Here is a 26914-nt window from a genome sequence, read left to right as displayed (position 1 = left end):
GTCTCCGATATTCCTGGAACCGAAGTTCCGAATAATCCGTCCAGCCACGTATTTACACCCCGTCAATATCTCTTTCACGGGCGTCAGTTGGTGCAATCCCGTCCCGAATGGTGAGATAGGCTCATCTCAGGGCGCCCGCTCTTCACGAGCGTCCGCTCTCTCCTATCTTCAGCGAACGATGTCCACGTCGGTGGACTCGTTCCATCGCCCACGGCCGGCCTTTCCGTGCCGGCGGCCACGCCTTCGAGCAGGAATTGATGCCCGTTCAACCAATTGCGGAACTCATACGTTTCGCCAGGCACAACTCGTCTTTCTACCGGGACCTCTACGCCCACCTCCCCGATCACGTGACTCGTCTCACGGATCTCCCGGTCGTACCCCAAGCCGATTTCTGGCGAGCCAACGCGCCGCGCGACAACCGGCTGCTGACCTCCCCTTTGAATGAGGCGGTCGTATTCCGCAGCGGCGGAACCACGGGCTCGCCGAAGTTCTCGTACTACACACGCACCGAATGGCGTGAGTTCACCTCCGCGTTCGGCGCCGGATTCGTACACGCCGGGCTGCGGCCCGGTCATCGGGTGGCGGATCTCTTCTACGCGGGTGACCTGTACGCGAGTTTCAGCTTCGTGCTCGACTCCCTGCACCGCTCCCCCGTGGCCAACGTCCGCCTGCCCATCGGCGGCGCGACGCCCTGGGAATCCACCGCGGCGACCTTGGAGGAGTTCCAGGTCCAGGTCGTCGCCGGCACCCCGACCACGCTGTGCGCGCTCGCCGAACGCCTGGTCGGCGCAGACCGGACTCTGCCGGACGTGGAGCTGCTCTTCTTCGGTGGAGAATGCCTCTTCGGAGACCAACTGCCGCTGTTGCGCGCAGCGTTCCCGAATGCCGAGCCGCGCTCGCTGGGATACGCGAGCGTCGACGCGGGGCTCCTCGGCGAGGCCGTCCCCGGCGGGGATCCGCGCGTACACCGTGCGTTCACGCCGCACACGGTGGTCGAGATCCTCTGTGACGACACCGACGACCCCGTCGACGGCAACGGCGTGCCGGGGCGGCTGGTCGTCACGGATCTGCGCAGACGGCTCATGCCCGTGCTCCGCTATCCGGCGGGTGACCGGGCCGAGTGGGTGGACCGGGACTCGGGTGTCTTCCGTATCCTCGGGCGCGCCGAGGAGGGCGTTCGAGTCGGACCCGTCTCGCTCTTCACGGAGGACGTCCATGGCGTCGTCACAGCAGCCGACGCCCGCGGCGAGGTGACCGGGCTTCAGCTCGTGGTGCGGCGCGTTAACGGTCGGGACGGCCTGGTGCTGCGTCTCGCCGTCGCCGATCCCGAGAAGGCGTCCGCCGCGTTGGAGGGGTCCGTCGTGGCGGCGGTCCTCGCAGAACGCCCCTTCTACGCGAGCGCGATCGCCTCCGGGCACGTGAACCCGCTCGGTGTCGAATGGGTGCGGCACCGCGATCTCGCGGTCAACTCCCGCTCGGGCAAGCTCATCCGGGTCGTCGACGAACGGCCGCACTCGTGAGCGCGGCGCCCGCGCACGTACGGCGGCTGCCGCTCGTACTGCGCAATCCGTCCTTCGGCAGGGTCTGGGCCGGCCAGCTGCTCACCCAGGCGGCCAACCGTATGTTCCAGGTCGGCGCGGTCTGGTGGCTCGTCGGTTTCGCGGGCGGAGAGCACCGCGGGCTCGACTCGGGCCTGTTCCTCATGGTGAGCACCGTACCCGCGGTGGCCCTCGCCCCGGTGGTCGCCCGCATCGTCGCACGGCACGCGCACCGCACAGTGCTGGCCGGCGCGGCAGCCGTGGCGGGCGCAGTGTCCGTGACCGCGGCCGTCCTGGCCCGCGCCGAATCCCTGCCGCTGGCCGCCGCCTACGCGGTCGGGCTGGCGCTGGCCGCCTGTCAGGCGCTGTTCGATCCCTGCCTGACCACATCGGTGCCGGAACTCGTCGAGGACGCCGACATCGAGTCGGCCACCGGCTTCGAGCTGTCCACCCAGTCCGTCGCCGGACTGTGCGGCGGACTGCTCGGCCCCCTCGTGGTCGACGCGGGCGCGCTGGCCGGCGTCACCGCCGTCTGCGGCACCGCGTACCTGAGCGCCGCCGTGCTGATCGGCGCCACGCGCTTTTCGCACCAGGGGGTCGGAGACGGTCCGGCGCGCGAGCGGCGCACACTGCGCCGGGTACTGGCCGGCCTGCCGTTCATCCGCCGCGTGCTGATCTGCTTCGCCGCCGCCAACATCTTCACCACCGCCGTCTACGTCGTGATGCCGCTGTACACCCAGGAGGTGCTGCACGCGACCGGCTCGACCGTCGCCTCGCTGGAGACGGCCCTCGGCGCGGGCACCCTCCTGGGTTCGTTCACGGGCGGACGCCTGCCCGGCCGTCCTGTCCCGGTCGGCAGTGTGTGCCTGGCCGTGATGGCCGCGGCTCTCGCCCTGCCGGGCGTGTTCGCCGGACACACGGCGGCCCTCGCCTCGATGGCGGTGGCCGGCTGGTGCGTGGGCGTGATCGGCGTACGGTTCGTCGCGCTGTTCCAGCGTCTGGTGCCCGCCGACGACAAACCGGCCTTCTTCGCCGTCATGCAGGCCGTGCTCGGGGCCACGTTCCCCGTGTCCTCGCTCGTGTTCGGCGCACTGGGCGACCATCTGAGCGCCGGGACGCTGTGTCTGGCGCAGGGCGCGGGACTCGTGCCGGTCGCGCTGGGCCTGTGGTGGCTCGGCAGCCGCGCGGACGCCGCCGGGGCGAGCAGACCGGACGCACCGGTGCGGGTACCGGAGGGACACGTCTCGTGACCGCCGTGCTCTCCCCCGCCTCCGTCCAGGACATCGCCGAGCTGCGGCAGTTGTACTTCGACGTGTACGGGCACGGCTATCCGGTGCCGCTCGGCAGCGACCCGGTGGTCATGCGCGGGCTGATCACCGGCGGCTGCGCCCACTGGCTCACCGCCCGTGCCCCGGGCGGTGACCTGGTCGGTTCCGCGGTCGTCCTGACCGAACCGGGCAACCGCATCGGCAAACTGGTCGGACTCGCTGTGCACCCGGCCCACCGCGGTACCGGTCTGGCCTCCCGGCTGACCGGAGCGGTCTGCGACGAAGCCTTCGGCACGGGCCTGCTGGACTCGGTGTACGCCACCGTCCGCCTGGTCACCGAAGGTCCCCAACAAGTCGTCGTACGCAACGGATTCCGGCCGCTCGGCCTGCTGCCGAACGCCGTCGAGGTCGAGGGCTGCGAGACACTCGCGCTGTTCGCCCGCTACGCCGACGGTGTGCTGGAGCGCCGTGTACCCGTGACGAGCGTGCCCGAGCGGCTGTCGGCGTTGCTGTCCGCCGCTTCCCGTGGCGTCCGCATCGACTACGCCCGCACCCGCTCCGCCCCCTGCCGTGCCGCGGCGGCGGCCGAAGCCGCACCGATCGAGCTGATCGCGGCCCCGGCGTTCGTGCGGCGCCGCTTCCTGGAGCTGTTCCCCACGGCCGACGACCGCTTCTTCCCGCTGCACACCCCCAACGCGGTGGTGGTGGCCACCGACGGCCGCTTCGAGGCGTACGCCGACCTCGATCCCGTAGCGGGCAGTTGTGCGCTGGTCGCGGTCCATCCGCGCCCCTCCGCGGTGGCGGGAGCGCTGGAGGCGCTGATCGCGTCGGTCACGCGGGCCGGCGCCGACTATGTCGAGGCGCTGCTGCCGCTGGCGGACACCGATGCGCTGGAGGTGTTCCTCGCCTCGGGCTTCGTGCCGAGCGCGGTCTATCCCGCGATGCGCCGTCTCCACGAGCGGTTCCACGACTACGTCGTGCTCTCGCGCACCAGCCGTCAGATCGACTTCCGCACGACCGCCGTCAGCCCACTCCTCCAGCCGTACCTCGGTGCCTACCTGAGTGCCTGGACCACCACCTACCTGCCCCTTCACGAGGTCTCCCGATGAAACCCCATCTCGCTCCCGTCGAGGTTCCCGACCCGGCGGCGCTCGGTCGTGTGCAACTCCTGTGCGACATGACGGAGCCGTATGCCGGCGGACCGGCCGCCGACGCGCTGTTCGCCGACGCCATGGCGGAGTCCCATGCCTGGCACGCCCGCCGCTCCCCCTTCTTCGCCGCCCTGCTCGCGGAACCGGCCGAAGTACCCGCTCCCACGGTCGGCGACGGTGTGCGCACCCCGCTGGTGCCCGCCGCCTTCTTCAAACGTCATGAAGTGCTCTCGATCCCGCGGGACGACGTCTTCCTGCATCTGACCTCCTCGGGCACCACGGGCCAGAAGTCGCAGATGTTCTTCGACGAGTGGACCATCCGCTCGGCGCAGCGCATGGTGGCGCGGATCTTCGACCACTACGGCTGGATCACTCCCGGGCAGCCGGTGAACTACCTGCTGTACAGCTACGAGCCGGCACCGGCGCTGCGACTGGGCACGTCCTTCACCGACAACTACCTGTGCGACTTCGCTCCGGCCCGGCACACCACACACGCTCTGCGGCACACCGGCAGCGGCCACGAGTTCGATGTGCACGGCTGCATCGCGGCACTTCAGCGCTACGCCGAGGAGGACGTGCCGGTCCGCGTCCTGGGCTTCCCCGCGTTCCTGTACTTCACCCTGGAGCGGATGCGCGCGATGGGGCTGCCCCCGCTGCGGCTGCCCGAGGGATCGCTGGTGGTGCTCGGCGGCGGCTGGAAGGGGCACACCGACCGGCAGATCGGCAAGGACGCCTTCTACGCCGAGGTGACCGAACGCCTCGGAATTCCCGCCGAGCGGGTCCGCGACACGTTCGGCTCCGTCGAGCACTGCGTGCCGTACGTCGAGTGTGCCCAGCACCGGCTGCACGTGCCGGTGTGGTCGCGCGCGGCCGTCCGTGACACCGGGACGCTGCGTCCCCTGCCGTACGGCGAACGCGGCTTCCTGCACCTGGTCAGCCCGTACATCACCTCGGTGCCCGCGCAGAGCGTGGTGATGGGCGACCTCGCGTCGCTGCACCCCGGCGAGGAGTGCCCCTGTCCGCTGTCCACCGACTGGTTCACCGTGCACGGACGGGCCGGGGTGAGCCGCAACCGCAGCTGCGCGGTCGCCGCCGCCGAACTGATGAAGGGAATGTCGTGATCACCTCCGTACTCCACCTCTGGCAGGGCGAGTTCGTCGACGACGCCGAGGCCGGGCGGCGGCTCGCCGGTCTGCCCGAGCTGGCCGGGCAGGTCCTGGTCCGTCCGCTGCCCACGGACGTCGTGCTGGACGCCTGTGCCGCGGTCAGCCGTGACCTGGCCGATCCGGCCTCCGACCTGTACGGCCGGCTGGCCGGGCAGCTGCCCGCGGACGAGTTCCCGGCCGTGTCGGCCGAGCTGGCGACCGCTCTCGGCCGGGAGGCGCTGGAGCGCAAGCTCCGACGGGAGCTGGGCGGCCTGCGCCCGGAGCGGCTGACCCGGCCGGATGCCCGCGAGACGGTGTACGAAGCCTGGGCACCCGTCGGCCTCCTGGTGCACATCGCACCGGGCAACGCTGCGGCCGTGGCACCGCTGAGCGTCGTCGAGGGGCTGCTGGCCGGTAACCTGAACGTACTGAAGACCAGCAGCTCCGACCCGGCCCTCGCCCTCGACGTGCTCGCCGCGCTCTGTGCGGCCGACCCGTCCGGGCTGATCGCCGAACGTGTCGTCGCCCTGCGTTTCTCCTCCGCTCGTCGTGAGTGGCTGGAAGCGGTCTGCGGGGCGGCGGACGCGATCGCGGTGTGGGGTGGTGAGGACGCGGTGCGCGCGGCGGGCGAACTGGCCCAGCCCGGTTGCCGGGTGGTCGAGTGGGGCCACCGGATATCCTTCGCCTACCTGTCCCGGCGGGCCGCGTCCGAGGACGCGGTGCTCGACGCGTTGGCCGAGGATGTGTGCCGGTTCGAGCAACAGGCGTGTTCCAGCCCGCAGGTGGTGTATCTCGACACCGACGACACCGACGAACTCATCGCGTTCGCGGAGCGGTTCGCTGCCCGGCTCGCGAAGGTGTCCGAGGCACGTCCGGCGCCGTCGCCCGATCCCGCCGAGCGGGCGGAGATCACCACGGTGCAGCAGCTCGCCCGGCTCGAACAACACCTGGGGCTGACCCGGGTGTTCACCGCCGAGGACGGCACCTGGCGGGTCCTGGCCGACACGCGTGCCCCGCTCGCCGCCTCGCCGCTGCACCGCAGTGTCTGGGTGAAGCCGCTGCCTCGGCACTCGATCACCGCGACCCTGCGGCCCATGCGCCGCTACCTCCAGACCGCGGCGATCGGCGGCGACCGTGCGGAGGTGGCCGAACTCTCCCGCGCGATGTTCGCCGCGGGCATCACCCGCGTCACCCCGGTCGGCTCCATGCTGGACAGCTACGAGGGCGAACCGCACGACGGCGTCTACGCGCTCCAGCGCTACAGCCGCCGGGTGAGCGTACGCGCCGCGGACCCGGGCTTCCGTACGGTGCCCTGCCTCGACGACCTGGTGGCGCCGCCGGTGCTGCCCCCCGCACCGGACGCACCGCTGCTGGGCAAGGAGGGCGTGCAGCGCAGGCTCACCGTCCTGGACCCGCGCCACGCACAGCTGTACTTCCGCAGCGGAGGCTCCACGGGCGCGCCCGCGCTGTCGGTGTTCACCTGCGACGACTACGACAACCAGATGCGCGCCGCGGCCGACGGACTACTCGCCGCCGGCTTCGACCCGGCGCGGGACCGGGCGGCCAACCTCTTCTACGGCGGCGGCATGTACGGAGGCTTCATCAGCTTCTTCTCCATCCTGGAGCGCCTGAACGCCACCCAGTTCCCGATCGCCGCGGGCCCCGACCACGCATCGGTCGCCGAGGCCCTGGTCACCCACCGGGCCGACACCCTGTTCGGCATGCCGTCCTACCTGTGGCAGCTGCTGCACGCCGAGGCCGAGCGGCTGCGTGCCTACGGCGGTATCCGCAAGGTGTTCTACGGCGGCGAGCACTTCACCGCCGAACAACGCCGGGTGCTCACGGCCGAGTTCGGAGTGGAGGTGATCCGTTCCGCGGCCTACGGCAGCACCGACCTCGGACCGCTGGGCTACCAGTGCGCCTCTTCCGACGGCTCGGTCCACCATGTGCTCTGCGACCTGCACACGCTGGAGATCCTCGACCCGCGGGAGGACCGGCCGGTGGCTCCGGGGGAACCGGGGCGGCTGGTGTTCACCTCCCGGGCACGCGCCGGTCAGCGCCTGGAACGCTACGAGATCGGCGATCTGGGGCGTGCGGTACCGGGCACCTGTGCGTGCGGCAGCACCGTGCCTCGCCTGGAACTGCTCGGACGCTACGGCGACGTGGTGCGCGTCGGCACGTACTTCGTCAACTACCGGCGGATCGTCGGGGCGTTGGAGGAGCGGCTCGCCTATCACGGCGAGGTCCAGCTGTCGGTGGCGCCCGGCACCGACCGGGAGGAGCTGACGGTCCGGCTCGACGAGCAGTACGCCCCCGACCCCGACGCCACCCGCGCCGCGGTCGCCTCCGAGGTCCCCGAGCTGGCCTCGGCGCTGGAGGAAGGCCTGCTCTCCCTCGTCGTGCAGAGCGTCCGTAGGGAGTCCTTCGAGCGCACCGCGACCAGCGGCAAGCTGCGCACGGTCGTCGATCTGCGCTGAGCCGCTCCGCGGAGTCGGCGGAGTCGGGTGCCGTCGGGTTTCGTGCCGTGCTGCCGCGCGCCGCGTCCCGACGGCGGGCTCTGACCGGTGTGCCGTCCGCCGTCCGGTGCCAGGGTGACGGCTGCGTGCCGGAGGAGTCGGTCCAGGGCCTGTGTGGCGTCGTGACGAACCTTGCCGATCTGGCTTCCCCGGGAAAGCGGATCCGGGAGGGCTTCCAGCCACGCCACAGGAAGCTGATGGAGATCATGCCCTGGCACTGGTCGTCCACCGCATCGTGGCCAGCCACTGGCACCGGCCCGCATCCGCCGAGCGCGCGGGGCGTCCGAAAGGAACCCAGCGCGTCCCTGCGGAGCAGATCGGCGTCGGCGTCCGCGCCGTGGCCAGGGCACGGCGCTTCGCCGACCGTGGGGTGCGCGTCCGCCCGAGTTCCTGCAAGGACCCAGCCGCGCTGCGCCAGTCCTTCGAGGACGCCGAGCAGATCCTGCTCGTCTCCTCCAACGCCCCCACGCCGACGCGGTCGGCCTGCACCGCGTCGGCATCGAGACCGCCGTCGCGGCAGGGGCCCAGCGCATCTTCCACACCAGCCACCAGGGCGCCGGCGCCGACAGCCCGTTCTCTCCAGCACGCGCCCATAGCGCCACCGAGCGGATACTCACCGACTCCGGCGTCGCCTGCACCTCGCTGCGCAACGGCTTCTACGCGCACAGCCTCGGCCGGCTGCTCAGCCCCTGGCAGGAGACCGGCGTGGTCACGGCTCCCGCGGACGAGCCGGTCTCCTGGACCGACCGCGCCGACGCCGACGCCGAAGCGGCGGCGCCCAGAACAGCGGCCGCGAAGTCACGCGCATCGCCGTGGATGACGAGCAGTGGGCCGCGGACAAGGTCGCGGCCGGTACGCCGGAGGCGATGGCCCGGATGACACTCACCACGTTCCAGGCCGCCCGCGAAGGCCGCCTTGCCGGGGTCCACCACTTGCCGGCCGGCCTCCTCGGCCGCGAACCTCGCAGCGCCGCCGACCAGATCGCGTACGACGGTCGACGGTAGCCCCCAGGCCCGAAGGGGGCTTCCTCACGGTCTGTTGACGGGCGTCTGAGTCGTGCGGGTGGCGACGCTCGCCCCCTTGGTGAGGGCGAAGGGCTCCAAGGCAGCCCGGATACCGGCACCCGAGCCCTGGCCGACGCCGGCGTCGCCGCGCGTGTGCACCGGGCGGTCATTGCCGAGCCCGGCCCGATGGACGGCCCCACCGCGCGGATCACCGGGCACGAGGGCCGAACTTCCGCGCGCGGCCTCGCGCCGACCATGACGGGACCACGCTCGACGCATGTCCCCCGGTACGCCGTGGCATTCGGCCTCATGCGGCTCGGACTCCTCACCCCCGACACCGGACTGATCGGACAGGGTAAAGGCGACAACGCCTTCACCGCCGCCGACCTGGGCAGCGACACGGCATCCGCCTACTGTGCGCGCGACGCCCACCGCATCCCGGCTGAGGACACGGCACAGAACTTCTCCTTCAGCCCCGCCGCCAGCCCCCGCATCCAACAGACGGTGAGGGACTCGTCCTCCATCGCACGGCTGCTGAGGCAGTCCCGGACCCCCGCGATACTGATGCTGGCCGAATGCTCCTCCCAGCTCCGTCAATGGGAGACCGCCGTCCTCGCCGATGCCCCCGCCGTCCGGCGCACGCAGTACATGCCCGGGGTCGGGCACCACAGGTGGAACGGCCTGGACGACAACAACGCCCGAGCCACTGCCGCCATCACCGCGTTCCTGCAGGACAGGCCGGCACCTCTGCCGAACTACCCGACCCGCGCCGAGATCCCTGCCCTCCTGCGCGACCACAAATGATGACGCTGCACCCCACCACCGCCAACGGCGCCAGCTCCGCGAGCGGGACCGCGGTGTCGGAGTCGGGCACTTGCACGTCAACCTGCCCGCGCTCGACGCGACCGCGGTGCTCTTTGCCGTGCTCGACGAAGACGAATCGGGGCGACGCGGTCGGCTCGACTTCTCGGCCGGTTCGGCGAGGAACTGCGGCACACGACCGGCACCGAAGTCGTAGAACCGTGCCCACGGCGGCTCGGACACCGAGGGCCCATCCGGTCACGCACCGGGGTGCAGGCGTCAGAAAGCCGTGTTGTTGCAGCCCATGGTCGAGCCGAGACGGGTGGACTGCGCGCCGGGATCACCCTCGCCGTTGAACGCGTTGCCCAGCAGGCCGTTGAGAACTCCGACCTCGCCGAGAACGTCGAGATTGAGGTCGTGCGACCTGCACTGACCGCTCTGCCGGACGTCGAACTGGCCGCCGCCGACCCCACCCCTGCCGGCGGTGCCGGCCCCCAGAACACCGACGCTGCCGAGGACGACGGCCACGAAGGCCGCCTGTCCTTATGGAACGTGCGCGAGATCATCTTCGGCGACACAGCTGGGGCCGGGGCGTGGAGGGTGAAGGACGGGGCGTACGGGGATCGGGGCCCGCCCACACAGTCTCGCCACATGCCCCCGCCTCCACCGTCAGGATGCCGGAGGAGCCGCTCACCTCCTCCACCCGCACACCGATCCCTGGAAACAGGACATCCTCTACCGTCTTCTTCGCCACGGCAGAGAGTCCGGCAGGGCATGCCTGGCTGGTGGGGGTCTGCTCGCTGAATGATGTGCCGTTCCCGGACGTCGATGTTCGCTTGGAGGCCGTGGAGTCCACTCCGCCTATGAGCGAAGCGAGGCCGAACGGCCCCCAGTCGGGAAGAAGTTGCTGGTCAGGCTGCGGTTCCGTCGGTTCTTCTGCGACCGGTCCAACTGTGGGCGGCAGACGTTCGTCAAGCAGGTCAACGGGCTGAGCGAGCGGTACCGCCGCTCCAGCCTCGGGCTCAAGGCCTGGCTGCGCCAGGTCGCGGTTGAGCCCGGCGCCCGAGCCGGCGAACGGCCGTGCCGCCGCATGCACCTCGTCGCCGACCGCACGCGACTGCTGGAACTCCTGGAGCCTCCGACCGCGCCGGAACGGTCCCCGCGGATCCTCGGCGTCGACGACTTCGCCTGGTGCGCCAGGCGTCAGGCCGGTGGCGAAGGTGTCGCTACTTGATGAAGTCCGGCAGCACCCGCGGGGGCCACTGGCCGACGGTCAGCATGCCCATGGAGTGGGCACGCGCCACGAGGGCGGCGCGGTTCGGTGCCTTCAACTTCCGCAGCATGAGGCCGACGTGGTATTCGACGCCCTGCCGGCTGAGGTAGAGACGAGCGGCGAGCTGGACCGTGGAGGCGCCGCTGGCGACGCCCTCCAGGACCTGTGCGTCGAGCTTGCTGAGAAGCCGCTCGCCGGGGTTGAGGACTCCCTCCTCGGAGTCCGTGTCGGGTGCGTGGGCGTCCGGCCTGACCTGTACGACGATCCCGGCCAGCAGTCCGGTGGTGTTCTGTACGGCGATGCCCGTCAGTTCTCCGGGAAAGGCCCGCCCCTCGTCGCCCAGGCCGACCATGCGCTCGGCGAAGCGGTTGCAGCGTCCTTCCGACAACCGGTTGAAGTGCCGGTTGAGTACAGCAGGCGAGCCGGGGTGCAGGAGATCGTAGAGGCTCCGTCCGCAGATGTCGGCGGACGTTGTGCCGAACTGGCGGGAGAAATCATGCTCCGCCGCCACGATGTGCATGTCGGTGTCGATGTGTGCCGTGTAGAAGCGACGGCTGCTCTCCGTGCGATGTCGGTGATCGGGCTGAGTTCGGTGAAACCCCGAAGGACTGCGCGGGGCCGCCGCCCTGTCCCTGTTGTGCCAGGACCCTGTTACTCGCGTGGTCACTGCGACGCACCGCCTTTCTGCATTCAGATGTGGGGAATCTGTTACCCGAAGGCGCATTTGATCGGACGCTACGCCCCCTCTGGTGGACAGCCGTACTTCACGAAGCTGAAGTGCCTGTTCCTGGGTCGGTGTCGTCGTCGGGGAGGCCGGCGGCGGCCTGTTGGGCGCGGTCGGCGATCTGCTGGAGCCCGGCCAGGTGGGTGCGTAGCCTCTCGCGGCCCGCGGGAGTGGCCCGTACCCAGGTTCTGGGTCGTCTGCCGACGTATCCCTTGCGGATCTCGACGAGGCCGGCGCCGCCGAGGGTGGTGAGCTGCTTGGACAGTGCCGAGTCGCTCAGCTGGGCGTTGGCGCGGACAAAGGCGAACTCGCACCAGTTGGTGGCGGACACGAGGGAGACGATGGTCAGCCGGGTCGGGTCCAGGAGGAGTTGCTCCAGCTGAGGGAGCGCATCGGCGGTTGGTTCGGTCACGCTCATCACTTCGAGGGGCGGCGGGCCATCCGTCGCGCCACGGTGTTCATCAGCATGGCCACGGCCAGGCTGATGAGTGCGAACGGGAGCGCGGCGGCAGTGTAGGGGTGTTCACGGATCCAGGCGGGCATGCCGGATCCGGTCAGCACACGGTGCACGGCAGGACTGACGAAGTGGCTGCCGATGCCGCAGATGAGGGCTATCAGCACAACGGCGAGCCTGGCGTGCCCCGTGCTGGTGCTGCGGTGCGGGACGCCGGAGACGGCGGCCACGCGGGGGCTGAGCCGTCCGGCGACGACCCAGGCGACGGCAAGGGCGCCGAGGCCGAGCGACGCGCCGACCTGGACGGCGGAGCCGTAGTCGTTGGCGGCGAAGACCAGCATCACCACGACACCGAGCGCCGCCCACAGCCACCAGGGCGTGCGCAGCGAGTCGACGGCGGTGCGGCGGATCTCGTGGACGCGGTTCAGGGCGTCACGGGCCTCGGCAGGGCTGGGCGTACTCATCTCTGTTCCCCTCAGACGACTACTTTCCTACAGAGAAAGTAGCGGACACTTTCCTGCCGGGCAAGTGAACGACGGAGCTGCTCGTACCGACGCGCCGACCCGGACCGGACACAGTGCGTCGCCTTCCCGGACCGGACAGGCCGCCTGGTCCCACCCCTTCGGGAGACCGCCCTTCATCCCAGTGGACATCCGGTTCCCGCGCGGCGGGTCGCGCGTGCACTTGGACCCTGCGCCCGCAGCCGCGTCCGTGCTCCGTCCACTGCCGGCACAGCCTCACCCTTAGCCACGGGAGCGCATCGCCCCTGTGAAGGCGACTCGAGATCAGTGCTGATCACGGGACAGTCGGCACACGCGTGCTCGGCCACGGCAGAACTCGGCGGCACCACGCTGGGAAGACGCCTCTCGCAGCCAGGCGAGACGTCAACCGATGAGACCGCGGAGCACCGGAACACTGGAACCAGCCCCGGTCAGACCCGCAACCACTGCCTCGGCCACCGGGACACCACTGCGGAAGATCAGGGCTCCCACGATCATGCCGATGGAATCCGACGGGCGGTCAGTGAGCTCTACCTTCCTGACCGGGTTGGCCCTCCCCTTCGTAGGGTGGGGGCGCCCAGGAGGCCGGACATGGCTCTCAGTGAGCGGGCACTTCGAACCCGAGGGCGGCCAGGGCCGCTTCGGCGGCCTGCTGGTCCTGCTCGTAGCTGCCGCCGGAGATGCCGAGGCCGCCGACGCATCGGCCGTCGTCGATGATCGGGTAGCCGCCGCCGACCGCCATGAGGCGCGGGTGGCCGGCCAGCGGCGCGACGCGCGCGTTGGCCAGGTAGTCGTTCCACTTGTGAGTGGGGATGTGGAAAGAGGCTGCGGTCCACGCCTTGTCGAGGGCGACCTCGGCGGTGAGGAAGGGGGCGTCGTCGGCCCGGTCGAACGCCTTCGGATGCCCGCCCGCGTCTGTTACGGCGATGGCCGCCGTGAAGCCGATCCGCGCGGCGGCGGTGTGCACCGCCGCGATGAGTGCGCCGGCGGCGGCCTGGGTGATCGAGGAGGAGGGGGACGACTTCTGGAGCGTGTCAGTGCTCATGGACGTTCCTTTGCTGCTGTTGCTGTTGCTGTGCTGGTCTGTGCTGTGCGGGTGGTGGGTGAAGCGGTCGGGGCCGCGTCAGCGCAGCGGTGAAGCTGGGGTGGGGACCACGCGGGTGACGACGGTCTTCTCGGGGATCAGCAGGGCGTGGACGGCCGGTCCGATCTCGTTCTTCCAGCGGTCGTGGTCGTAGACCGCCTTGTACAGGGCCTCGCTCTGTGCCTCGTCCTCGAACCGGCGGATCCAGACGTAGCCGTCCTGGTCCTGGTCGTCGACGAAGGAGGCGGTCACGTCCATGCCCAGCGAGGTCTGGAACGGGATGACGGTGTCCTCCATGTAGCGGACCCACTCGTCGCGTCGTCCGGGCCGGGCCTGGTAGCGGCGGATCTCGTAGTACACGGTGTTCCTCCAAAGTGCATGCTGGGGCTGTCAGTTGGTGACGGTGAGGACGAGCTTGCCGCGGGTGCGGCCGGCCTCGCCGCGGGAGTGGGCCACGCCGGCCTGCTCCAGCGGGAAGGTCTCCTCCACCTCGACGGTGACGTGGCCGGCGTCGATCAGGTCGGCGATCGTCGTCAGGGCCGCGCCGTCCGGCTCGACCAGGAACGGGGTGACCCGCACGCCGGCCGCCTCAGCGGCCTGGGCCAGCTCCGGGGAGACGCCGGCCGGGATCGCGACCAGCAGGCCACCGGGGCGCATGGCCTTCAGTGAGCGCGTGCTGGTCTGGTCGTGGGCGTCGCCCACCAGGTCGATGACGACGTCGACGTCGGCGGTGGCGTCCTCGAAGCGGGTGGTGGTGTAGTCGATGGTCTCGTCGGCGCCGAGTTCCTTGAGCCACGGGTGGCGGGCGGCGCTGGCGGTGGCGATCACATGGGCGCCGAGGTGCCGGGCGAACTGGACCGCGAAGTGGCCGACCCCGCCGGCGGCCGCGGTGACGAGCACGCGTCGGCCGGTCTGCACGTGGGCGGTGTCGACGACGGCCTGCCAGGCAGTCAGCGCCGCCAGCGGTACGGCGGCGGCGTGCGCGTGGTCGAGGGTGGCGGGCTTGCGGGCGAACTGCCGGGCCGGGGCGGTCACGTACTCGGCGTAGGCGTTCGCGACCCGCGGGAACCACGGCATGCCGTACACCTCGTCGCCCACCTTCAGCGTGGTCACACCGAAACCGACCTCCTCCACCACGCCGGACACGTCCCAGCCGAGGGTGAACGGCGGCTCACCCACCACCCCGGCCATGCCGGTGCCACCTCTGGTCTTCCAGTCCACCGGGTTGATCCCGGCAGCGCGCACCCGCACCAGCACCTCGGTGGGCAACGGCACCGGGCGCGGCACCTGCTGGACCCGCAGCACCTCCGGGCCGCCGAAACCGTCCTGGACCACCGCGCGCATCATGTCTGCGGACATGCGTCATCTCCTGAGAATGCAACTGGAAAAGGCGTTTCGTGGGGGCCGTTGGCGGCCCTCCTGCTGACGTCGATGACGCTATCCCCATGGATATAGTTACCTTCAAGGTCTAGTACTTCCCATTGGGAAGTATCCTGGTGAGGAGAGTGATCATGACGACCACCTGTCCGAGTGGCCAGCACGCGCACCACGACGTCTACGCCGCCCAGTGCCCCTGCCGCGCCCTGCTCGACCTTCTCGCCAACAAGTGGTCCGCGCTGGCCATCGGCGCCCTCGAAGAAGGCGCCCAACGGTTCGGCGAACTTCAGCGCAAACTCCAGGGCGTCAGCCCCAAGGTCCTGACCCAGACGCTGCGCCGCCTCGAGGACTTCGGCATCCTCGACCGCACGATCTACCCCGCCGTCCCCCTGCACGTCGAGTACGCGCTCACCCCCCTCGGCCAGAGCGCCGCGATCCCGCTCAACGCGCTCCGCGCCTGGGTCGAGGACAACATCGACAACACCCTCACCCCTGAGCCGGCCGTGCGGTAACCGGGGCAGGATGCGCACTCCTGGGGTACCTCCCGCTCGTCCAGCACGAAGAGCCGGTCACTCACGAGACGGGTGTTCGTCGTCCAGTCGAGACGCCGCCGCACCGCTTCCCGAGCGGCATGCCGGTCGACCAGCTTCTCGTGCCGACACCGGGCTGGCTCATTCCTGACGGCCATCCTGCACAGAGCTCCTGACCTGGTGTTCCTCTGTGCCCTGGGTAGGATTCGAACCTGCGACACCCGCTTCAGGAGGGCGAAGACGGCGTCTCCGTCTCTGTGCCGGCGTGGTCGCTGCTGAAGTTCTGCACCCCGCGCGCCCCGGCCTCGTCGGCGGCGTTCGTCAGCCTGTGCGTCCTCAACGCCGAGAAGAAGCACCCGGCGTGACGTGGCGTCCTGCGGCACGCCGTCTTCGATGTGCAGCGTGGGCTCGCGCCGCCCATGGGGGGGGAGGCGACGCGAGCCCGGATTCAGGGGCAGCGCGCGTGGCCAAATTGATCATCGAACCGGCTTCGTCGCCGTCGAGGACTGCCACAGCCCGGACCACATTCTCCAGTTCACCGACTCGACTTGCCGGAGGGTGCGCGAGACCCCACGCCGGTGTCCGATCCGCTCCGCCCGCACCACACAACGGCACCGGCATATCTCGCGGTGGGCGTCCCGGCCGGGCGTCTGGGTCGCTGTAGTGGGCGTCTTCGACCTGGCGGTGACGTGGCCGCGGCGGCGCGTGCCCTGCCGGTTTCGCCGCTGGCCGCGTCGGCCTGGTTCTTGGCGTCCTTGGCGTGTTACTCGGCCTCGTCGGCGCGCTTGACCACGGCCTTGTCCCAGCAAGCCGACGACCCGGTCACCGGTCCTCGGCTGCGTCGTCACGCGCAGTGGCGCCCGGCGCGTTTGCGCAGCGGCACAGTCTCGTGTCGCCTCTCCCCGCTTCTGCCTGTGGCCGTCACCGCGGGGACGGTGGAATCACCGACGGCGTGTTCGCACCGAGGCAGCACCCATGGGCGTGTGCGCAAGGCATGGCGGATTGAAGGACATCACGTGAGACCTGCTGCCACGTCGCCATCGGGGGCGGGTGAAGCGCCACGAAGGTCTTGCCGGTGGTCGCCGCCAGGGAGATCCTCAAGCGAGTACTGGGACGGGATGCACCGCGAGGAGCTGTGGTGAAGGCAGGCAACGCGCGTCACTGGGAGGACAGTTGACGGACATGGAGACCCACTCTGCGCGACGGGTGCAAGAACCCGTGGCGGCCGGGTTGGGGCGGCGGAGATTCCTCGGCTATGTGCTGGCCGCCTCGACGCTGACCGTGGCCGCCGAACTCGGTGAGGCGGTGATCGCGCCGGACGAGGCGGCGGCCGTCGTCCCGTCCGTGCCGGGTCCGGCGGAGATCTACGATCTCAACGACATGCTCACCCATGCGACGCTGCCGACGGCCGACCTGATCACGATCCGGATCGACGCCGACGGCACAGCCTCCTTCGCACTGCCCCGGGCGGAGGTCGGGCAGGGCATCACGACGTCCAGCGCCATGCTGATCGCCGAGGAACTGGACCTGCCACTGGAACGGATCCGGGTCACACTCGCGGATGCGCGGCCGGAGCTGCTGTTCAACCAGCTCACCGGCGGCTCCAACACCACGATCTCGACCTTCACGCCGATCCGCGTCGCCGCCGCCGTGGCCCGGGGCCGGTTGCTGAAGGCCGCTTCCCTGGAACTCGGCGAGGCCCTGGACACCCTGACGGCGACGGCCGGTGTCATCACCTCCTCGGCCACCGGCCGCAGTCTCACCTACGGTGAACTGGCCGGTAAGGCAGCAGCGGTGACGACTGGTCGGGTCTCGGTGGGGCTCAAGGAACCGGCGGAGTTCAAGGTCATCGGCATCGCTCAGCGGCGTGTCGACGCGATCGAAGCAGTGACCGGGCGCAAGAAGTTCGCCATGGACCTGCACATCCCTGACGCCCTGCCGACGATGGTGTGCCGACCGCCGACGATCAACGGCACCCTGCGGTCGGTGGACAACCTCGCCGAAATACGGGCCATGCCCGGCATCACCGATGTCGCGACCGTCTCCACCGGGGTCGCCGTTCGCGGCCGTACCTTCGGCCAGTGCATCGACGCCGTGCGCGCGCTGGAGGTCTCCTGGGGACCGGGCAGTGCCGAGAACGCGTCCGACACCACGATCCGCGACGAGCTGAGAAGAGCAGAACTCCCCCTCCCCGCACTGGACTTGCTGACCAAGTCGGTCGACGCCCGGTTCACCTTCCACTTCGCCAGCAACAGCGCGCTGGAGACCAACTGCGCCATCGCCGACGTGCGGAAGGACTCGGCCGAGATCTGGGGGAGCGTGAAGTCCCCGATCGTCGCCCAGGAGCAGATCGCGCTGAAGCTGGGGCTGCCCGTCTCGGCGGTCACGGTTCATGTCACCGAGGGCGGCGGCTCCTTCGGGCGGAAGCTCTTCCACGACGCCGCCGCCGAAGCCGCGGAGGCCTCGAAGGCGATGGGCAAGCCGGTCAAGCTGATGTGGCACCGCACCGACGACTTCCGGCAGGGCCGTGCCCACCCGATGGCCACCTCGCGGGTGCGCGCCACCTATGCCCTCGGCCAGGTGCTCACCTACGACCAGCGGCACACCTCCGTCGCCACCGACTTCGGCCACGGGGTCGGCGAGATCATCACCTCCGAGGCCGCGCGGCTGCCGGTCGGCGATCTGGCCTTCTCCGAGACGATCTTCGCGCTCAGCCAGCAGACGCCGTACAACTTCGGCGTCGTCACCCAGTTGCTCGGCGAGACGGACAAGGGCTTCAACACCGGCTCCATGCGCAACATCTACTCGCCCAACGTGCGCTGTGCGCAGGAACTGGTCGTGGACGAGCTGGCCGCGCGGATGGGCCAGGACCCGTACCGGTTCCGTCGCGAGTTCGTGAAGGACGAGCGGGTGCGGGCCGTCCTCGACAAGGTGGCGGACGTCGGGAACTGGGGCCGGAGCATGCCCGCCGGCACGGCGCAGGGCATCGCGCTGCATCCCGAATACCACGCCTGCGTCGCCGTCCTCGCCGAGATCGACTGCCGCCCGCAGACCACCGGCCGCAAGGTCCGCGACGCCTACACCGGTCCCCGTGTCACCAAGGTCGTGTGCGCAGTCGACGTGGGCCTTGCGGTCAACCCGCAGGGACTTCAGGCACAGATGATGGGTGGCATCATGGACGGGATCGCGATCATCCTCAGCTCCGGCCTCCATCTCGACGACGGGCACTTCCTGGAAGGCAGTTGGGACAACTACTTCTACACCCGGCAATGGAACGTCCCGCCCGAGCTGGAGATCGTCGTCATGCCGCCGACCTCCGGGCAGCCCGGCGGCGCCGGGGAACTGGCCGTGGCGGCTGCGGCGGCCGCCGTGGCCTGCGCCTACGGCCGCGCCACAGGTGCCATGCCGACGAGCTTCCCGATCAACCACGCCGGACCGCTCGGTTTCGAGCCGCTGCCCACCACCCCGCCGATCCCCGCGTCCCCGACCGACGGACTCAACCGCGCCTTCTAGGAGTTGCCGTGCCCGAACAGACCTTCATCCTCAACGGCAAGCGGGTGACCGTCGACATCGAGGACGACGTCCGGCTGCTGTGGGTGCTCAGAGACGTCCTCGGGGTCACCGGACCGAAGTACGGCTGCGGGCTGGGCGTCTGCCAGGCCTGCACCAGCCACATCAACGGCAAGGCGTTCAATCCCTGTTCGGTGCCGGTCGGCGCGGTCGGACCGGACGACGAGGTCACCACCATCGAGGGCCTGCCCGCCACCGTCGGCAAGGATCTGCACCCCATGCAGGAGGCCTGGCTGGAGCACGACGTGGCACAGTGCGGCTACTGCCAGCCCGGCCAGATCATGACCGCCGTGGCCAAGGTCCGCCAGGCCCGCGAGGAGGGCCGGGAGATAACCGAGACCGACCTCGACGAGATCCGCAACGTCTGCCGGTGCGGCACGTACCACCGCATCCGGGAAGCGATCGTGGCCGGCGCGAAGAAATACTGAGGCGCCGTGCCGGGACTCGCCGTGCGGGTTCACCGACCCCAGGCCCTGTGTGGTGATCGCCGACCGGCTCTGCGGGTGCCGGTAGGTCGGCCGCCCAGGTGGTGGACTGGATCGATGGACCTCTCAGGCCGCGCTCGCCGACAACTCCGTTGTCTCCACTACCGCGTGCAGCGCGACGGACGGCAGCCTGCTGGGCGAAGCCGCCCTGGACGTGCCGTGTGCGGGCGGCGCAGCCCAGGCAGTGGATGTCAGCGTACACGTGGCGCCGTGCCGCGCCGTACTCCTTGCGCAGGTTGGCCGGATGGACCGCGACAGGCCTGCCGCCGGCCGGCACGTGCGCGCCATCCGAAGCCCGTGGCGAGCCAGGCATCGGTGTCACCGCATCGCAGGCGCGCCAGGGCAAGCAGGGCCTGACGGCCCGCCGGCAGTCCCCGCCGACGCGTACCGATCTCCCTCCGGTGTCCGGTGAGTTGACGCGTCAGATGCTGCAGGTGCGCGGTGGACAGATGGATTGCCGACGGATGGACAAGCACGTGAAGCTCCTGGTGGGGCACGGTGGATCTTGGTCGTGCCGAGGCCGCCGAGCGTCGAAGTGATCCGCACAGCTCCGATCTGTGAGTAGCACGCCTCGCGCATGCCCGAGCCCACAAGCGGAGCGGAGGGCTTGGCGGAGGCAGGCCGGGCGCTGGCGCCGGGATGGCCAGTGCTCTTACTGGCGGTGGAAACGCAGCCACCCAGCAGCAGGCTGCTCGTTATCGCGGCCACAGCGCCCGCTGTCAGGAAGTGACTCGGCGGAAGGGTGACCACCAACGCATCCAAGCCGCCACACGGTGTCTTGGCCAGGGTCTTCGTCGCACCCACGCTGCCATCGACGAACTCGCACACCAGCACACCCACAGTCCGGCTCGACCGAGGCGTACCCGCGTCGACACAAGGAGAATGACCCGGAAGCGCCACGGGATGATCTGGGAGTCCGGGTGGTCGCGGACGAACCCGACGCCTACGACCCGCACCTGGACGTCGGCTTCACCCCGATCCGGGGCGACGGCCTACCGTCCGATGGATTCAGCCAGGTCGCGTGAGCCGGCCAAGGGCCGGATGCTTAGCTGGCCGGGTGCGTTTCGGCGAGCTCCTCGCGGAGCCCTGGCACCGCATGCGAGGGCTGATCGCGGGAACCAGGTTGAGCTCACAGCAATCGGTCGACCAGCCCGTCGATGTAGTCCGGGGTGAGCGGCACCATGCCGAACAGGACGCGGATATACATCGGGGCCAGGATGTGGTCCAGCACGTCGAACGCGTCAGGTGCGTGCTCGCCACGGTCGCGGGCGCGATCGAGCATGGACTGCAGTTGCCGCGTGCGTTCGACGAGGAGGTCGTCAGCAGCCTGCAGGCCCTGCTGACCACTGCTCGACAGGGCGACGGCCAGGCGCACCACCGCCAGACCGTCGGGTCCGGTGATCTCGCGGGCCACTTGGGCCGCGTAAGTGCGCAGGTCGCCGGCCAGGCTCCCGGTGTCGGGCATCGGCGACCGCGCGTTGAGGCGGGTGAGCGCCACGTCGGTGAGCAGGGTCTCCAGGCTGCCCCACCGGCGGTAGATGCTGCTGTCGGCCACGCCCGCGCGGGCCGCGACCTCGCCGACGGTGAAGTTGCCGTAGCCGCGCTCACTGATCAGGTCGGTGACGGCCTGGTGCACCTGCACGCCGACACGGGCGCTGCGCCCGCCGGGCCGCCGGGCTCGCTGTCGCTCGTTCATGCCTCCACCTTAACGCAGTTGCTGCTTGCGTTTGCGAGGCGGTCCTCCCTATAGTCACCTAATGCAGTCACTGACTGCTTTAGTGCGCTCAGGTCTACCGCCACCCGCGTCGACCGCGGACGGGCGCAACTAACGACTGAGGGGGATCCCATGACTGCATCACGTGCGACCGCAGGCAGTCGATCAAACCGGGCCGTGCTGCTCACGGTGACCTGCCTGGGCCAGTTCATGGTCCTGCTCGACAACACGATCGTCGGAGCGGCGCTGCCCGACATGCAGCACCGGCTGCACACGCAGCTGACCGGTCTGCAATGGATCGTCGACGCGTACGTACTGCTGGTCGCCATGCTGCTGCTGTCCGGCGGTGTCTTCGCCGACCGGTTCGGCCGCAAGCGGGTCTACCTGACCGGCGTGGCGGTGTTCACCACCGCGTCGGTGCTGTGCAGCCTCGCGCCCTCGCTCGGCTGGCTTGTCGCCGGCCGGGTGCTGCAGGGCATCGGGGCCGCGGCGCTGAGCCCCGCCTCGCTCGCCCTGCTCGCCGCCGCCCATCCCGTGCCGCAAGAACGAATCAAGGCGATCGGGCTGTGGGCCGGACTCGGCGGAATCGGTCTGGCTGCGGGCCCCGTGGCCGGTGGCGTGCTGACCGAAGCCTTCGGCTGGCCCGCCATCTTCGTGGTCAATCTGCCCATCGGCGTGGTCCTGCTGCTGGTCGGCCTGCGCCACCTCGACGAGTCCCGCAATCCGAGCGCCGCCGCGATCGACATCCCGGGCACGGTGCTGTCCGTTCTGGGGGTAGGGGCACTGACCTACGGGCTGATCGAGGGCGGCGCCCGCGGTTGGACCTCACCGCCCATCCTGGGCAGCTTCACCGCCGCGGTGATCCTCCTCGCCTCCTTCATCGCCGTCGAAGCGCGTCGTGCCACTCCAATGCTGCCACCGCGGCTGTTCCGGCAGCGACTGTTCACCGTGTCCAACACCGCCATGGTCGTGGTGGGGTTCGCGCTCATGGGCTCGTCGTTCTTCTTCTCCCAGTTCTTCGTGTACGTCCAGGGCAGCTCGATCCTGCGCGCCGGCCTGCAGACCCTTCCCGTATCCCTCGCCATGGTGATCGTCAGCCCGTACGCGGGCCGGCTCGCCGCCCGGTACGGCTTCCGAATCGTGGTCACCACCGGCCTGGCCCTGGCCGGCCTGGGACTGCTGGCGCTCGGCACGGTGCACGCCGACACCGGCTACGGAAACGTGTGGTGGCGGCTGGGAGTCGTCGGCATCGGCTTCGCCCTGACCATGTCCCCACTGACGGGAGCCGCCATCCAAGCAGTCAGCCCGCAGGAAGGCGGCCTCGCCTCAGGCATCAGCAGCACCACCCGGCAGATCGGCGCCGTGCTCGGCGTGGCGCTGCTCGGAGCCGTCGTCCGCACCCGGCAATCCCGCGGCGCCTCCTTCGAGACCGGCCTCAACAGCGCCTTCGCCACTGCCGGCGCCATCACATTGGCCACCGCCGTGTGCACCGGCCTGTGGCTGGCCAGGCCCAAGCCCGCAGAAGACTCCGCGGCGCCGCATCGGCCCACCGACCCGGATGCGGTCACCACCTCGAACGAGGCACCCGTGAACAGCCGTTGACAACATCGACCGCGCATACCGTGCAGGGGTGAGAGGAGCAGCGACCCAGGACGGCCATGTGCTGGACATCCCGGTCCAGCACAGGCGGGACGCGAAGGCCGCGAAACGGTTCATGCCCAGGCTGCGGGTGACCGACAAGTGCCGATCCCATGGGCCGGGTCACCGGCACCTGACGGGCTCGGTGGAACACCGCTTGCACAAGGGGCTGAAACAACCGGGCGGAAGACTCGCACCAGCCAACGAGGCAGCGCGAACGCGCCGTGAAAGGCTTCCGCTCGCCCCGCCCAGCGCAGAAGTTCCTCGCCGCGTGCAGCCGGATTTCACCCCCATTTCCGCCCCCCGCCGTCACCTGATGACCGCGCCCGAGTACGGGCCGAGATGACCAACCGCTTCGCCGTCTGGAGGCACATCACCGGCGTCACCGCTCTGCCCACGGCAGGCTGAGCCAGGGCGCCACCGGGGACGGATTGGCCACCGGCTATGAAGGTCCAGACGTCGAGCTGCTGCTGGGCTTGATGGGGGAGTTGGTGGACTGGCTCAACGACGGAGGCCTATAGGCCCACGTGCTGACGCGGACCGCGATGGCGCACCTGAACCTGGTGAAGATCCATCCCTGGTCGGACGGGAACAGCCGGATGTCCCGCTCGCTGCAGACCCCGTTGATCGCCTGCGGTGGCGTGCCAGCGTCGGAGTTCTCCTCCATCGAGGAATGGCTGGGCATGCCGGGCAACACCTGGGAGTACGACAAGGTGCTGCGCGAGGTCGGCGACCCCATCTACTCCCCCGAGCGTGACGCCGGGCTGTGGATCCGGTTCAACGTACCGGCCTACGCCACCCTGGGCCACATGAAGGGCCACCTGGGGGACGGCACCGAGGCCCAGGACCTCCTGATCATCGGCAGCTTCGACACGTGCAAGAGCGACGAACTCCCCCAGGGCTTCACCAAGGGCAAGGTCGCGTCGGCCGAGTACTGGGGCGAGCCCTTCACGCTGGGCCACGGGATTCCGCCGCCGTGTTGAGCGCCGCATCAGGCCACCGACGTCACCTCGCGCAGACGCCGGAATCGCCAAGACCCCGCCCGATCAATCGGACCGGACGGGATCCTGCGATGCGCGGTGGGGCGTTCACCCGCGTTGCGCCACCTTGAAGTGGCCGTTCAGGGGTCTGGCGTGATGTTCATTCGGGGTGCACGTGCTGGGCGTGAGCGGCTGGCTGCGATGTAGATCATTTGCGCTGCCGGCCTTGACGCCGGTTCGGATCCATGACCGGTACCGACGGCGGATCGCCGGTACGGCCGTTGGCGGCTCGGGAGCGGCAGAACAGGAGCTGCTGGGTGCGCGCGGCGAACTCCTGGTCGTAGAAGTCCGCATCGTCGTATACGGCCAGGTCCTTCAGTGGTTTCATCGCGCCACCGCCGACGTCGCGTCGAAAGCGTCAGCAAGGCTGGTCAGGACGGAGCCGGACCAGCCGCTGTCCCCGAACACGCTGATGGGCATGGCGAGCACTCCGTACTCGCGCCGGAGCGTCTCCGTCGGGATTTCGACCGGGAAGAAGTAGTTGCCGGGACAAGTCCGGCTCGCCGTGGGAATCGCCCCGAGCACCTCGTCCGGCAACCGTGCGAACAACCGCTCAGCCCGCGCTGCCAGTTCGCCGACGACCTGCCGGGGCACGTCGCTGTGCTCAGTCAGCAGACGGTCGGCGAGCCTCAGCTGTGCTGGTGACGGGGGATCCGCCCGGAACGCTTCGGCCAATTCGGTGTGCGCCGGACCCAGCAGGACCACGCCGAACGTGCGTGGCCACAGCCATCCCTTGGTGACCGAGTGCAGCAGGACCGCACGACCGGTGTCCAGCAATCGCCGTGTGCTGATGGCGAAAGGGGCTCCGAGGTCGTAGACGCTGTCGATCAGCAACCGGCGGCGTGGTGATTCCCGCAACCACGAAATCACCGTGGCGCACTCGGCATCGGACAGGTAACGGCCGAGCGGCTTGCTGGGGTTGGCGAGCAGCAGGTATTCGGGCCGGTCGTCCGCCGGCGCCCACGGCAGCGCCGGCTCCGGCAGCGTCGGGTAGGACGCGGGCACCAGGCCCGCAGCGCGTGCCAGCTCGAAGTAGACCGGGTACACGTCGCCGGGCAACCACAACCGCGCTTGCACGGCACGCAGCCAGTGGAACACCACACCGAGCCCGTGACGGACCCCTCGACAGACCATGGCGTGGCCCGACCGGTCCTCCGGCAGCTCGAAGCGTCGCAGCCAGGCACGGGCGAGATCGCACCGGTGCACCGTACTCATGTCGGCCGGCGGCTCCGGTCGCATCGGAGCAAGCGCCCGGTACACGTTGGTCTCGGCGGCGTCCAGAAGCAACGAGGAAGCAGTGAGCTGCCGTTGGCGGAATTGCTGGAACTCGTCGAATCTCATGCCGCTACACCTTCCGGCGCGATCTCGCTGGCCCGGTCTTCCAGGGAGGCGTAGCAGCGCCCGTCGGCCATGACGTTCCAGCTGCGTGCGATCCCGCTGGTGCGCTCCCAGAGAAGGCTGGGCTCGGTGTAGGCGGCGATCCGCATCAGCCGTCCGTCCCAGCTGCCGTGGTAGACCGGCGCGCCCCAGGGCAGGCGGCTCGCCAGTTCGAAGCCGTGCTGCTCGGTGAACCGGGTGACGACGGACAGCGAGACCTGGTGCTGTCGGCTCCAGACGTTGGCGGCACGGTCGAAGTAGAGCGACTCGGTGCTGGTGGAGACGTAGAGCTCTTTGAAGCAGACTTCCTCGACACCGAGCGCCGCGGCCCACGAAAGGTAGTCGGCGACGCCGGCCGCGTCGGCGACGCCGCCGTGCTGGAGCACACAGATCAGCCTCATCCGCAGCCGCGGCCAGCGGTCACGTCCCACGCGCCAGGTGTCGACCACAGAGCTCACCGGCGTGCGCAGCATCATCAGCCGCTCGCTGACGGCGTCGTCCTGATGATGCCGGGAGACCGACAGCACGCTCAGACCTGCGGCACTCAGAGCTTCCAGCCGGCCGGCCCGGTCGGCGTGGTGGCCCTTTGCCAGGGTGTGCGCGTTGGTGATCAGGACGACCTTCGGGAAGGCCGCCGAGCAGGCGGAGACCAGCCTCAGCTGCTGTTCGAACGGTATGAGCGTGGGCTCCCCGCCGCCGGTGATCACCGCACGCTCGGCACCCGCCGCACGGGCGCGCTCCAGCCAGTGGGCGACCGCGCCCCACGGGACCCGTGCCGGCGCCTGGTCGCTGGAGATCGAAGCCGAGGAGAAGCAGAACGAACACCGGGCCTGGCAGGCGGAAGCGACCGGCAGAAGTGAAACCGAGCGCGGTCGCGTGTCGGCGTAGCGACGCTGTGCCGATGCGTGCAGGTGCAGGGAGGCCGCCATCGCATCCTCGACGGTGGTCGGGCGCAGAGTGAACTCGTCGCCTGCCTGGTCGAGCTCGTGGACTGCTGCCAACCGGATACGAGCCTCGTGCCATTCCATGCCGAGGCCGGTCGACATGTTGGGGACCAGTTTGTCAGGGTCCACCGTGGTTTCCAGCACCAGCAGCCGGTCGCCCGGAATGGCCAGACGGTCCAGCAAGCGTCGCGCCTTGCCGATGCCGATACCCAACTCCGCACGGGTCAGCAGGTGGAACCGGTCGGGATAGGTACTCTCCGGAATCCCCGCCTTGTCGTACGCGAACGCGTACTTGTCGAAGCCCTTCGCGAAGTTCGACAGCACGATGACGTGGAAGCGCTGGTCGCTATGGTTCATTCCGTCATCATGCATGAACGGCCCCGGACGACATGGACCGTACTGCAGGCGGAACGCGGTGCCCCGAACCGATCCGTCGTCAGCGACACACCCCGCCCTGTCACGGTCCACGACACGGCCACCGGCGCCCTGGAGACCGTTGACCAGCCCGGCGTGGCCGGGGACTCATCCGTCCTCACGAGCAATCTCTCGCTGGGGCCCGCCGACGAAGTCGGCGAGCCCTTCCTCTCCCCGGAGCTGATAGTCGCAGGCTGACGGCCCGGCTGACTGGGCATGTGGGCACACATCAAACGCAGCCCGGCCAACCTCGCCGTCGTCGCCCTCGACCGCCTGGACAAGCTCGTGCGCGACCGTCTCGAACGCCTGCAGTACCGACCTGACGCAAACAGTGAGTCGGCCACACCCGAGCCGGAGAAACCGCGCC

At 69.9% G+C, this 26914-nt stretch carries 25 protein-coding genes and 1 pseudogene; 15 read left to right on the top strand and 11 right to left on the bottom strand.

Going from position 1 to position 26914, the window contains the following annotated elements; all coding sequences use genetic code 11:
* The first annotated feature begins 257 nt into the window (after positions 1–257).
* From BIV25_RS21860 to BIV25_RS51230, 8 genes are all read left to right on the top strand, one after another.
* On the top strand, positions 258–1520 hold the full coding sequence (locus BIV25_RS21860; RefSeq protein ID WP_071374065.1) for a phenylacetate--CoA ligase family protein: 1263 nt from the start codon (positions 258–260) through the stop codon (positions 1518–1520).
* Positions 1517–2788, top strand: coding sequence for an MFS transporter (locus BIV25_RS51240; RefSeq protein WP_256255981.1), 1272 nt, complete (start codon positions 1517–1519; stop codon positions 2786–2788). The genes BIV25_RS21860 and BIV25_RS51240 overlap by 4 nt, the downstream gene beginning before the upstream one ends.
* Positions 2785–3915, top strand: a complete 1131-nt coding sequence (locus tag BIV25_RS51235; RefSeq protein WP_071374089.1) for a GNAT family N-acetyltransferase — start codon at positions 2785–2787, stop codon at positions 3913–3915. Before BIV25_RS51240 ends, BIV25_RS51235 begins: the two co-directional genes overlap by 4 nt.
* Positions 3912–5078, top strand: a complete 1167-nt coding sequence (locus BIV25_RS21845) for an acyl-protein synthase (RefSeq protein ID WP_071374064.1) — start codon at positions 3912–3914, stop codon at positions 5076–5078. Before BIV25_RS51235 ends, BIV25_RS21845 begins: the two co-directional genes overlap by 4 nt.
* Positions 5075–7579: an acyl-CoA reductase gene (locus tag BIV25_RS21840; protein WP_256255980.1), complete on the top strand. Its 2505-nt coding sequence runs from the start codon at positions 5075–5077 to the stop codon at positions 7577–7579. Before BIV25_RS21845 ends, BIV25_RS21840 begins: the two co-directional genes overlap by 4 nt.
* Positions 7580–8430: 851 nt before the next feature.
* A complete protein-coding gene (locus tag BIV25_RS53055) occupies positions 8431–8622 on the top strand; it encodes a hypothetical protein (RefSeq protein WP_256255979.1) in 192 nt (63 codons plus the stop codon).
* A 186-nt stretch (positions 8623–8808) separates the two neighbouring features.
* Complete coding sequence (locus BIV25_RS21830; RefSeq protein WP_256255978.1) at positions 8809–9426, top strand: hypothetical protein; 618 nt, start codon at positions 8809–8811, stop codon at positions 9424–9426.
* A gap of 70 nt (positions 9427–9496) precedes the next feature.
* A complete protein-coding gene (locus BIV25_RS51230; protein WP_177235370.1) occupies positions 9497–9640 on the top strand; it encodes a hypothetical protein in 144 nt (47 codons plus the stop codon).
* A gap of 62 nt (positions 9641–9702) precedes the next feature.
* On the opposite strand, the gene BIV25_RS21825 is transcribed toward BIV25_RS51230, so the two are convergent.
* A complete protein-coding gene (locus BIV25_RS21825; RefSeq protein ID WP_071374063.1) occupies positions 9703–9951 on the bottom strand; it encodes a hypothetical protein in 249 nt (82 codons plus the stop codon).
* 376 nt (positions 9952–10327) lie between these two features.
* On the opposite strand from BIV25_RS21825, the gene BIV25_RS21820 reads away from it, so the two are divergent.
* On the top strand, positions 10328–10657 hold the full coding sequence (locus tag BIV25_RS21820; protein WP_071374062.1) for a hypothetical protein: 330 nt from the start codon (positions 10328–10330) through the stop codon (positions 10655–10657).
* On the opposite strand, the gene BIV25_RS21815 is transcribed toward BIV25_RS21820, so the two are convergent.
* From BIV25_RS21815 to BIV25_RS21790, 6 genes are all read right to left on the bottom strand, one after another.
* A complete protein-coding gene (locus tag BIV25_RS21815; protein ID WP_371273053.1) occupies positions 10650–11363 on the bottom strand; it encodes a LuxR C-terminal-related transcriptional regulator in 714 nt (237 codons plus the stop codon). The two genes, BIV25_RS21820 and BIV25_RS21815, sit on opposite strands and share 8 nt — an antisense overlap.
* Before the next feature lie 97 nt (positions 11364–11460).
* On the bottom strand, positions 11461–11832 hold the full coding sequence (locus BIV25_RS21810; protein ID WP_256255977.1) for a transcriptional regulator: 372 nt from the start codon (positions 11830–11832) through the stop codon (positions 11461–11463).
* A 5-nt stretch (positions 11833–11837) separates the two neighbouring features.
* Complete coding sequence (locus BIV25_RS21805) at positions 11838–12338, bottom strand: hypothetical protein (RefSeq protein WP_071374059.1); 501 nt, start codon at positions 12336–12338, stop codon at positions 11838–11840.
* Between the two features lie 634 nt (positions 12339–12972).
* On the bottom strand, positions 12973–13419 hold the full coding sequence (locus BIV25_RS21800; protein ID WP_071374058.1) for a heme-binding protein: 447 nt from the start codon (positions 13417–13419) through the stop codon (positions 12973–12975).
* A gap of 78 nt (positions 13420–13497) precedes the next feature.
* On the bottom strand, positions 13498–13818 hold the full coding sequence (locus tag BIV25_RS21795; protein WP_071374057.1) for an NIPSNAP family protein: 321 nt from the start codon (positions 13816–13818) through the stop codon (positions 13498–13500).
* Between the two features lie 30 nt (positions 13819–13848).
* On the bottom strand, positions 13849–14817 hold the full coding sequence (locus tag BIV25_RS21790; protein ID WP_071374056.1) for an NADP-dependent oxidoreductase: 969 nt from the start codon (positions 14815–14817) through the stop codon (positions 13849–13851).
* 152 nt (positions 14818–14969) lie between these two features.
* On the opposite strand from BIV25_RS21790, the gene BIV25_RS21785 reads away from it, so the two are divergent.
* From BIV25_RS21785 to BIV25_RS21775, 3 genes are all read left to right on the top strand, one after another.
* On the top strand, positions 14970–15347 hold the full coding sequence (locus tag BIV25_RS21785; RefSeq protein WP_071374055.1) for a helix-turn-helix domain-containing protein: 378 nt from the start codon (positions 14970–14972) through the stop codon (positions 15345–15347).
* Between the two features lie 1200 nt (positions 15348–16547).
* Positions 16548–18878, top strand: coding sequence for a molybdopterin cofactor-binding domain-containing protein (locus BIV25_RS21780; protein ID WP_071374054.1), 2331 nt, complete (start codon positions 16548–16550; stop codon positions 18876–18878).
* Positions 18879–18886: 8 nt separating this feature from the next.
* Complete coding sequence (locus BIV25_RS21775; RefSeq protein WP_071374053.1) at positions 18887–19363, top strand: (2Fe-2S)-binding protein; 477 nt, start codon at positions 18887–18889, stop codon at positions 19361–19363.
* 1186 nt (positions 19364–20549) lie between these two features.
* Here the strand turns inward: BIV25_RS21775 and BIV25_RS21770 are convergent.
* On the bottom strand, positions 20550–21116 hold the full coding sequence (locus BIV25_RS21770; RefSeq protein ID WP_071374052.1) for a TetR/AcrR family transcriptional regulator: 567 nt from the start codon (positions 21114–21116) through the stop codon (positions 20550–20552).
* Positions 21117–21266: 150 nt separating this feature from the next.
* Here BIV25_RS21770 and BIV25_RS21765 point away from each other — a divergent pair, with 150 nt between their 5' ends.
* The 3 genes and pseudogenes from BIV25_RS21765 to BIV25_RS54500 all read left to right on the top strand — a co-directional run bounded on the left by BIV25_RS21765 (position 21267) and on the right by BIV25_RS54500 (position 23755).
* A complete protein-coding gene (locus tag BIV25_RS21765) occupies positions 21267–22736 on the top strand; it encodes an MFS transporter (RefSeq protein WP_071374051.1) in 1470 nt (489 codons plus the stop codon).
* 37 nt (positions 22737–22773) lie between these two features.
* Positions 22774–23180 (top strand): annotated as a pseudogene (locus tag BIV25_RS53045) (DDE-type integrase/transposase/recombinase); the annotation flags it as partial.
* A 119-nt stretch (positions 23181–23299) separates the two neighbouring features.
* The gene (locus BIV25_RS54500; RefSeq protein ID WP_071374050.1) at positions 23300–23755 is read left to right on the top strand and encodes a Fic family protein; all 456 of its coding nucleotides are present in this window, start codon (positions 23300–23302) and stop codon (positions 23753–23755) included.
* Between the two features lie 205 nt (positions 23756–23960).
* Here the strand turns inward: BIV25_RS54500 and BIV25_RS21755 are convergent, their stop codons facing one another.
* Genes BIV25_RS21755 through BIV25_RS21745 form a run of 3 tightly spaced genes read right to left on the bottom strand, consistent with a single transcriptional unit; the run spans position 23961 to position 26601 of the window.
* Positions 23961–24140, bottom strand: coding sequence for a hypothetical protein (locus tag BIV25_RS21755; protein WP_071374049.1), 180 nt, complete (start codon positions 24138–24140; stop codon positions 23961–23963).
* Complete coding sequence (locus tag BIV25_RS21750) at positions 24137–25153, bottom strand: aminotransferase class I/II-fold pyridoxal phosphate-dependent enzyme (protein ID WP_071374048.1); 1017 nt, start codon at positions 25151–25153, stop codon at positions 24137–24139. The genes BIV25_RS21755 and BIV25_RS21750 overlap by 4 nt, the downstream gene beginning before the upstream one ends.
* Positions 25150–26601 (bottom strand): radical SAM protein, encoded by a 1452-nt coding sequence (locus BIV25_RS21745; RefSeq protein WP_256255976.1) that lies wholly within the window; start codon positions 26599–26601, stop codon positions 25150–25152. Before BIV25_RS21745 ends, BIV25_RS21750 begins: the two co-directional genes overlap by 4 nt.
* Positions 26602–26914 lie beyond the last annotated feature (313 nt).

Source organism: Streptomyces sp. MUSC 14 (genome assembly GCF_001866675.1).
Classification (GTDB): Bacteria; Actinomycetota; Actinomycetes; order Streptomycetales; family Streptomycetaceae; genus Streptomyces.
Note: the sequence above shows the minus strand (reverse complement) of the source record. Positions and strands in the feature narration are given on the sequence as shown.

Excerpts from the sequence above, each read along its gene's own strand:
- BIV25_RS21770 (WP_071374052.1), bottom strand. The coding sequence starts at position 21,116 with ATGAACGAGCGACAGCGAGCCCGGCGGCCCGGCGGGCGCAGCGCCCGT.
- BIV25_RS21800 (WP_071374058.1), bottom strand. The coding sequence starts at position 13,419 with ATGAGCACTGACACGCTCCAGAAGTCGTCCCCCTCCTCCTCGATCACC.
- BIV25_RS21790 (WP_071374056.1), bottom strand. The coding sequence starts at position 14,817 with ATGTCCGCAGACATGATGCGCGCGGTGGTCCAGGACGGTTTCGGCGGC.
- BIV25_RS21805 (WP_071374059.1), bottom strand. The coding sequence starts at position 12,338 with ATGAGTACGCCCAGCCCTGCCGAGGCCCGTGACGCCCTGAACCGCGTC.
- BIV25_RS21830 (WP_256255978.1), top strand. The coding sequence starts at position 8,809 with ATGGACGGCCCCACCGCGCGGATCACCGGGCACGAGGGCCGAACTTCC.
- BIV25_RS21845 (WP_071374064.1), top strand. The coding sequence starts at position 3,912 with ATGAAACCCCATCTCGCTCCCGTCGAGGTTCCCGACCCGGCGGCGCTC.
- BIV25_RS21765 (WP_071374051.1), top strand. The coding sequence starts at position 21,267 with ATGACTGCATCACGTGCGACCGCAGGCAGTCGATCAAACCGGGCCGTG.
- BIV25_RS21750 (WP_071374048.1), bottom strand. The coding sequence starts at position 25,153 with ATGAGATTCGACGAGTTCCAGCAATTCCGCCAACGGCAGCTCACTGCT.
- BIV25_RS21780 (WP_071374054.1), top strand. The coding sequence starts at position 16,548 with ATGGAGACCCACTCTGCGCGACGGGTGCAAGAACCCGTGGCGGCCGGG.
- BIV25_RS21860 (WP_071374065.1), top strand. The coding sequence starts at position 258 with ATGCCCGTTCAACCAATTGCGGAACTCATACGTTTCGCCAGGCACAAC.
- BIV25_RS21755 (WP_071374049.1), bottom strand. The coding sequence starts at position 24,140 with ATGAAACCACTGAAGGACCTGGCCGTATACGACGATGCGGACTTCTAC.
- BIV25_RS21785 (WP_071374055.1), top strand. The coding sequence starts at position 14,970 with ATGACGACCACCTGTCCGAGTGGCCAGCACGCGCACCACGACGTCTAC.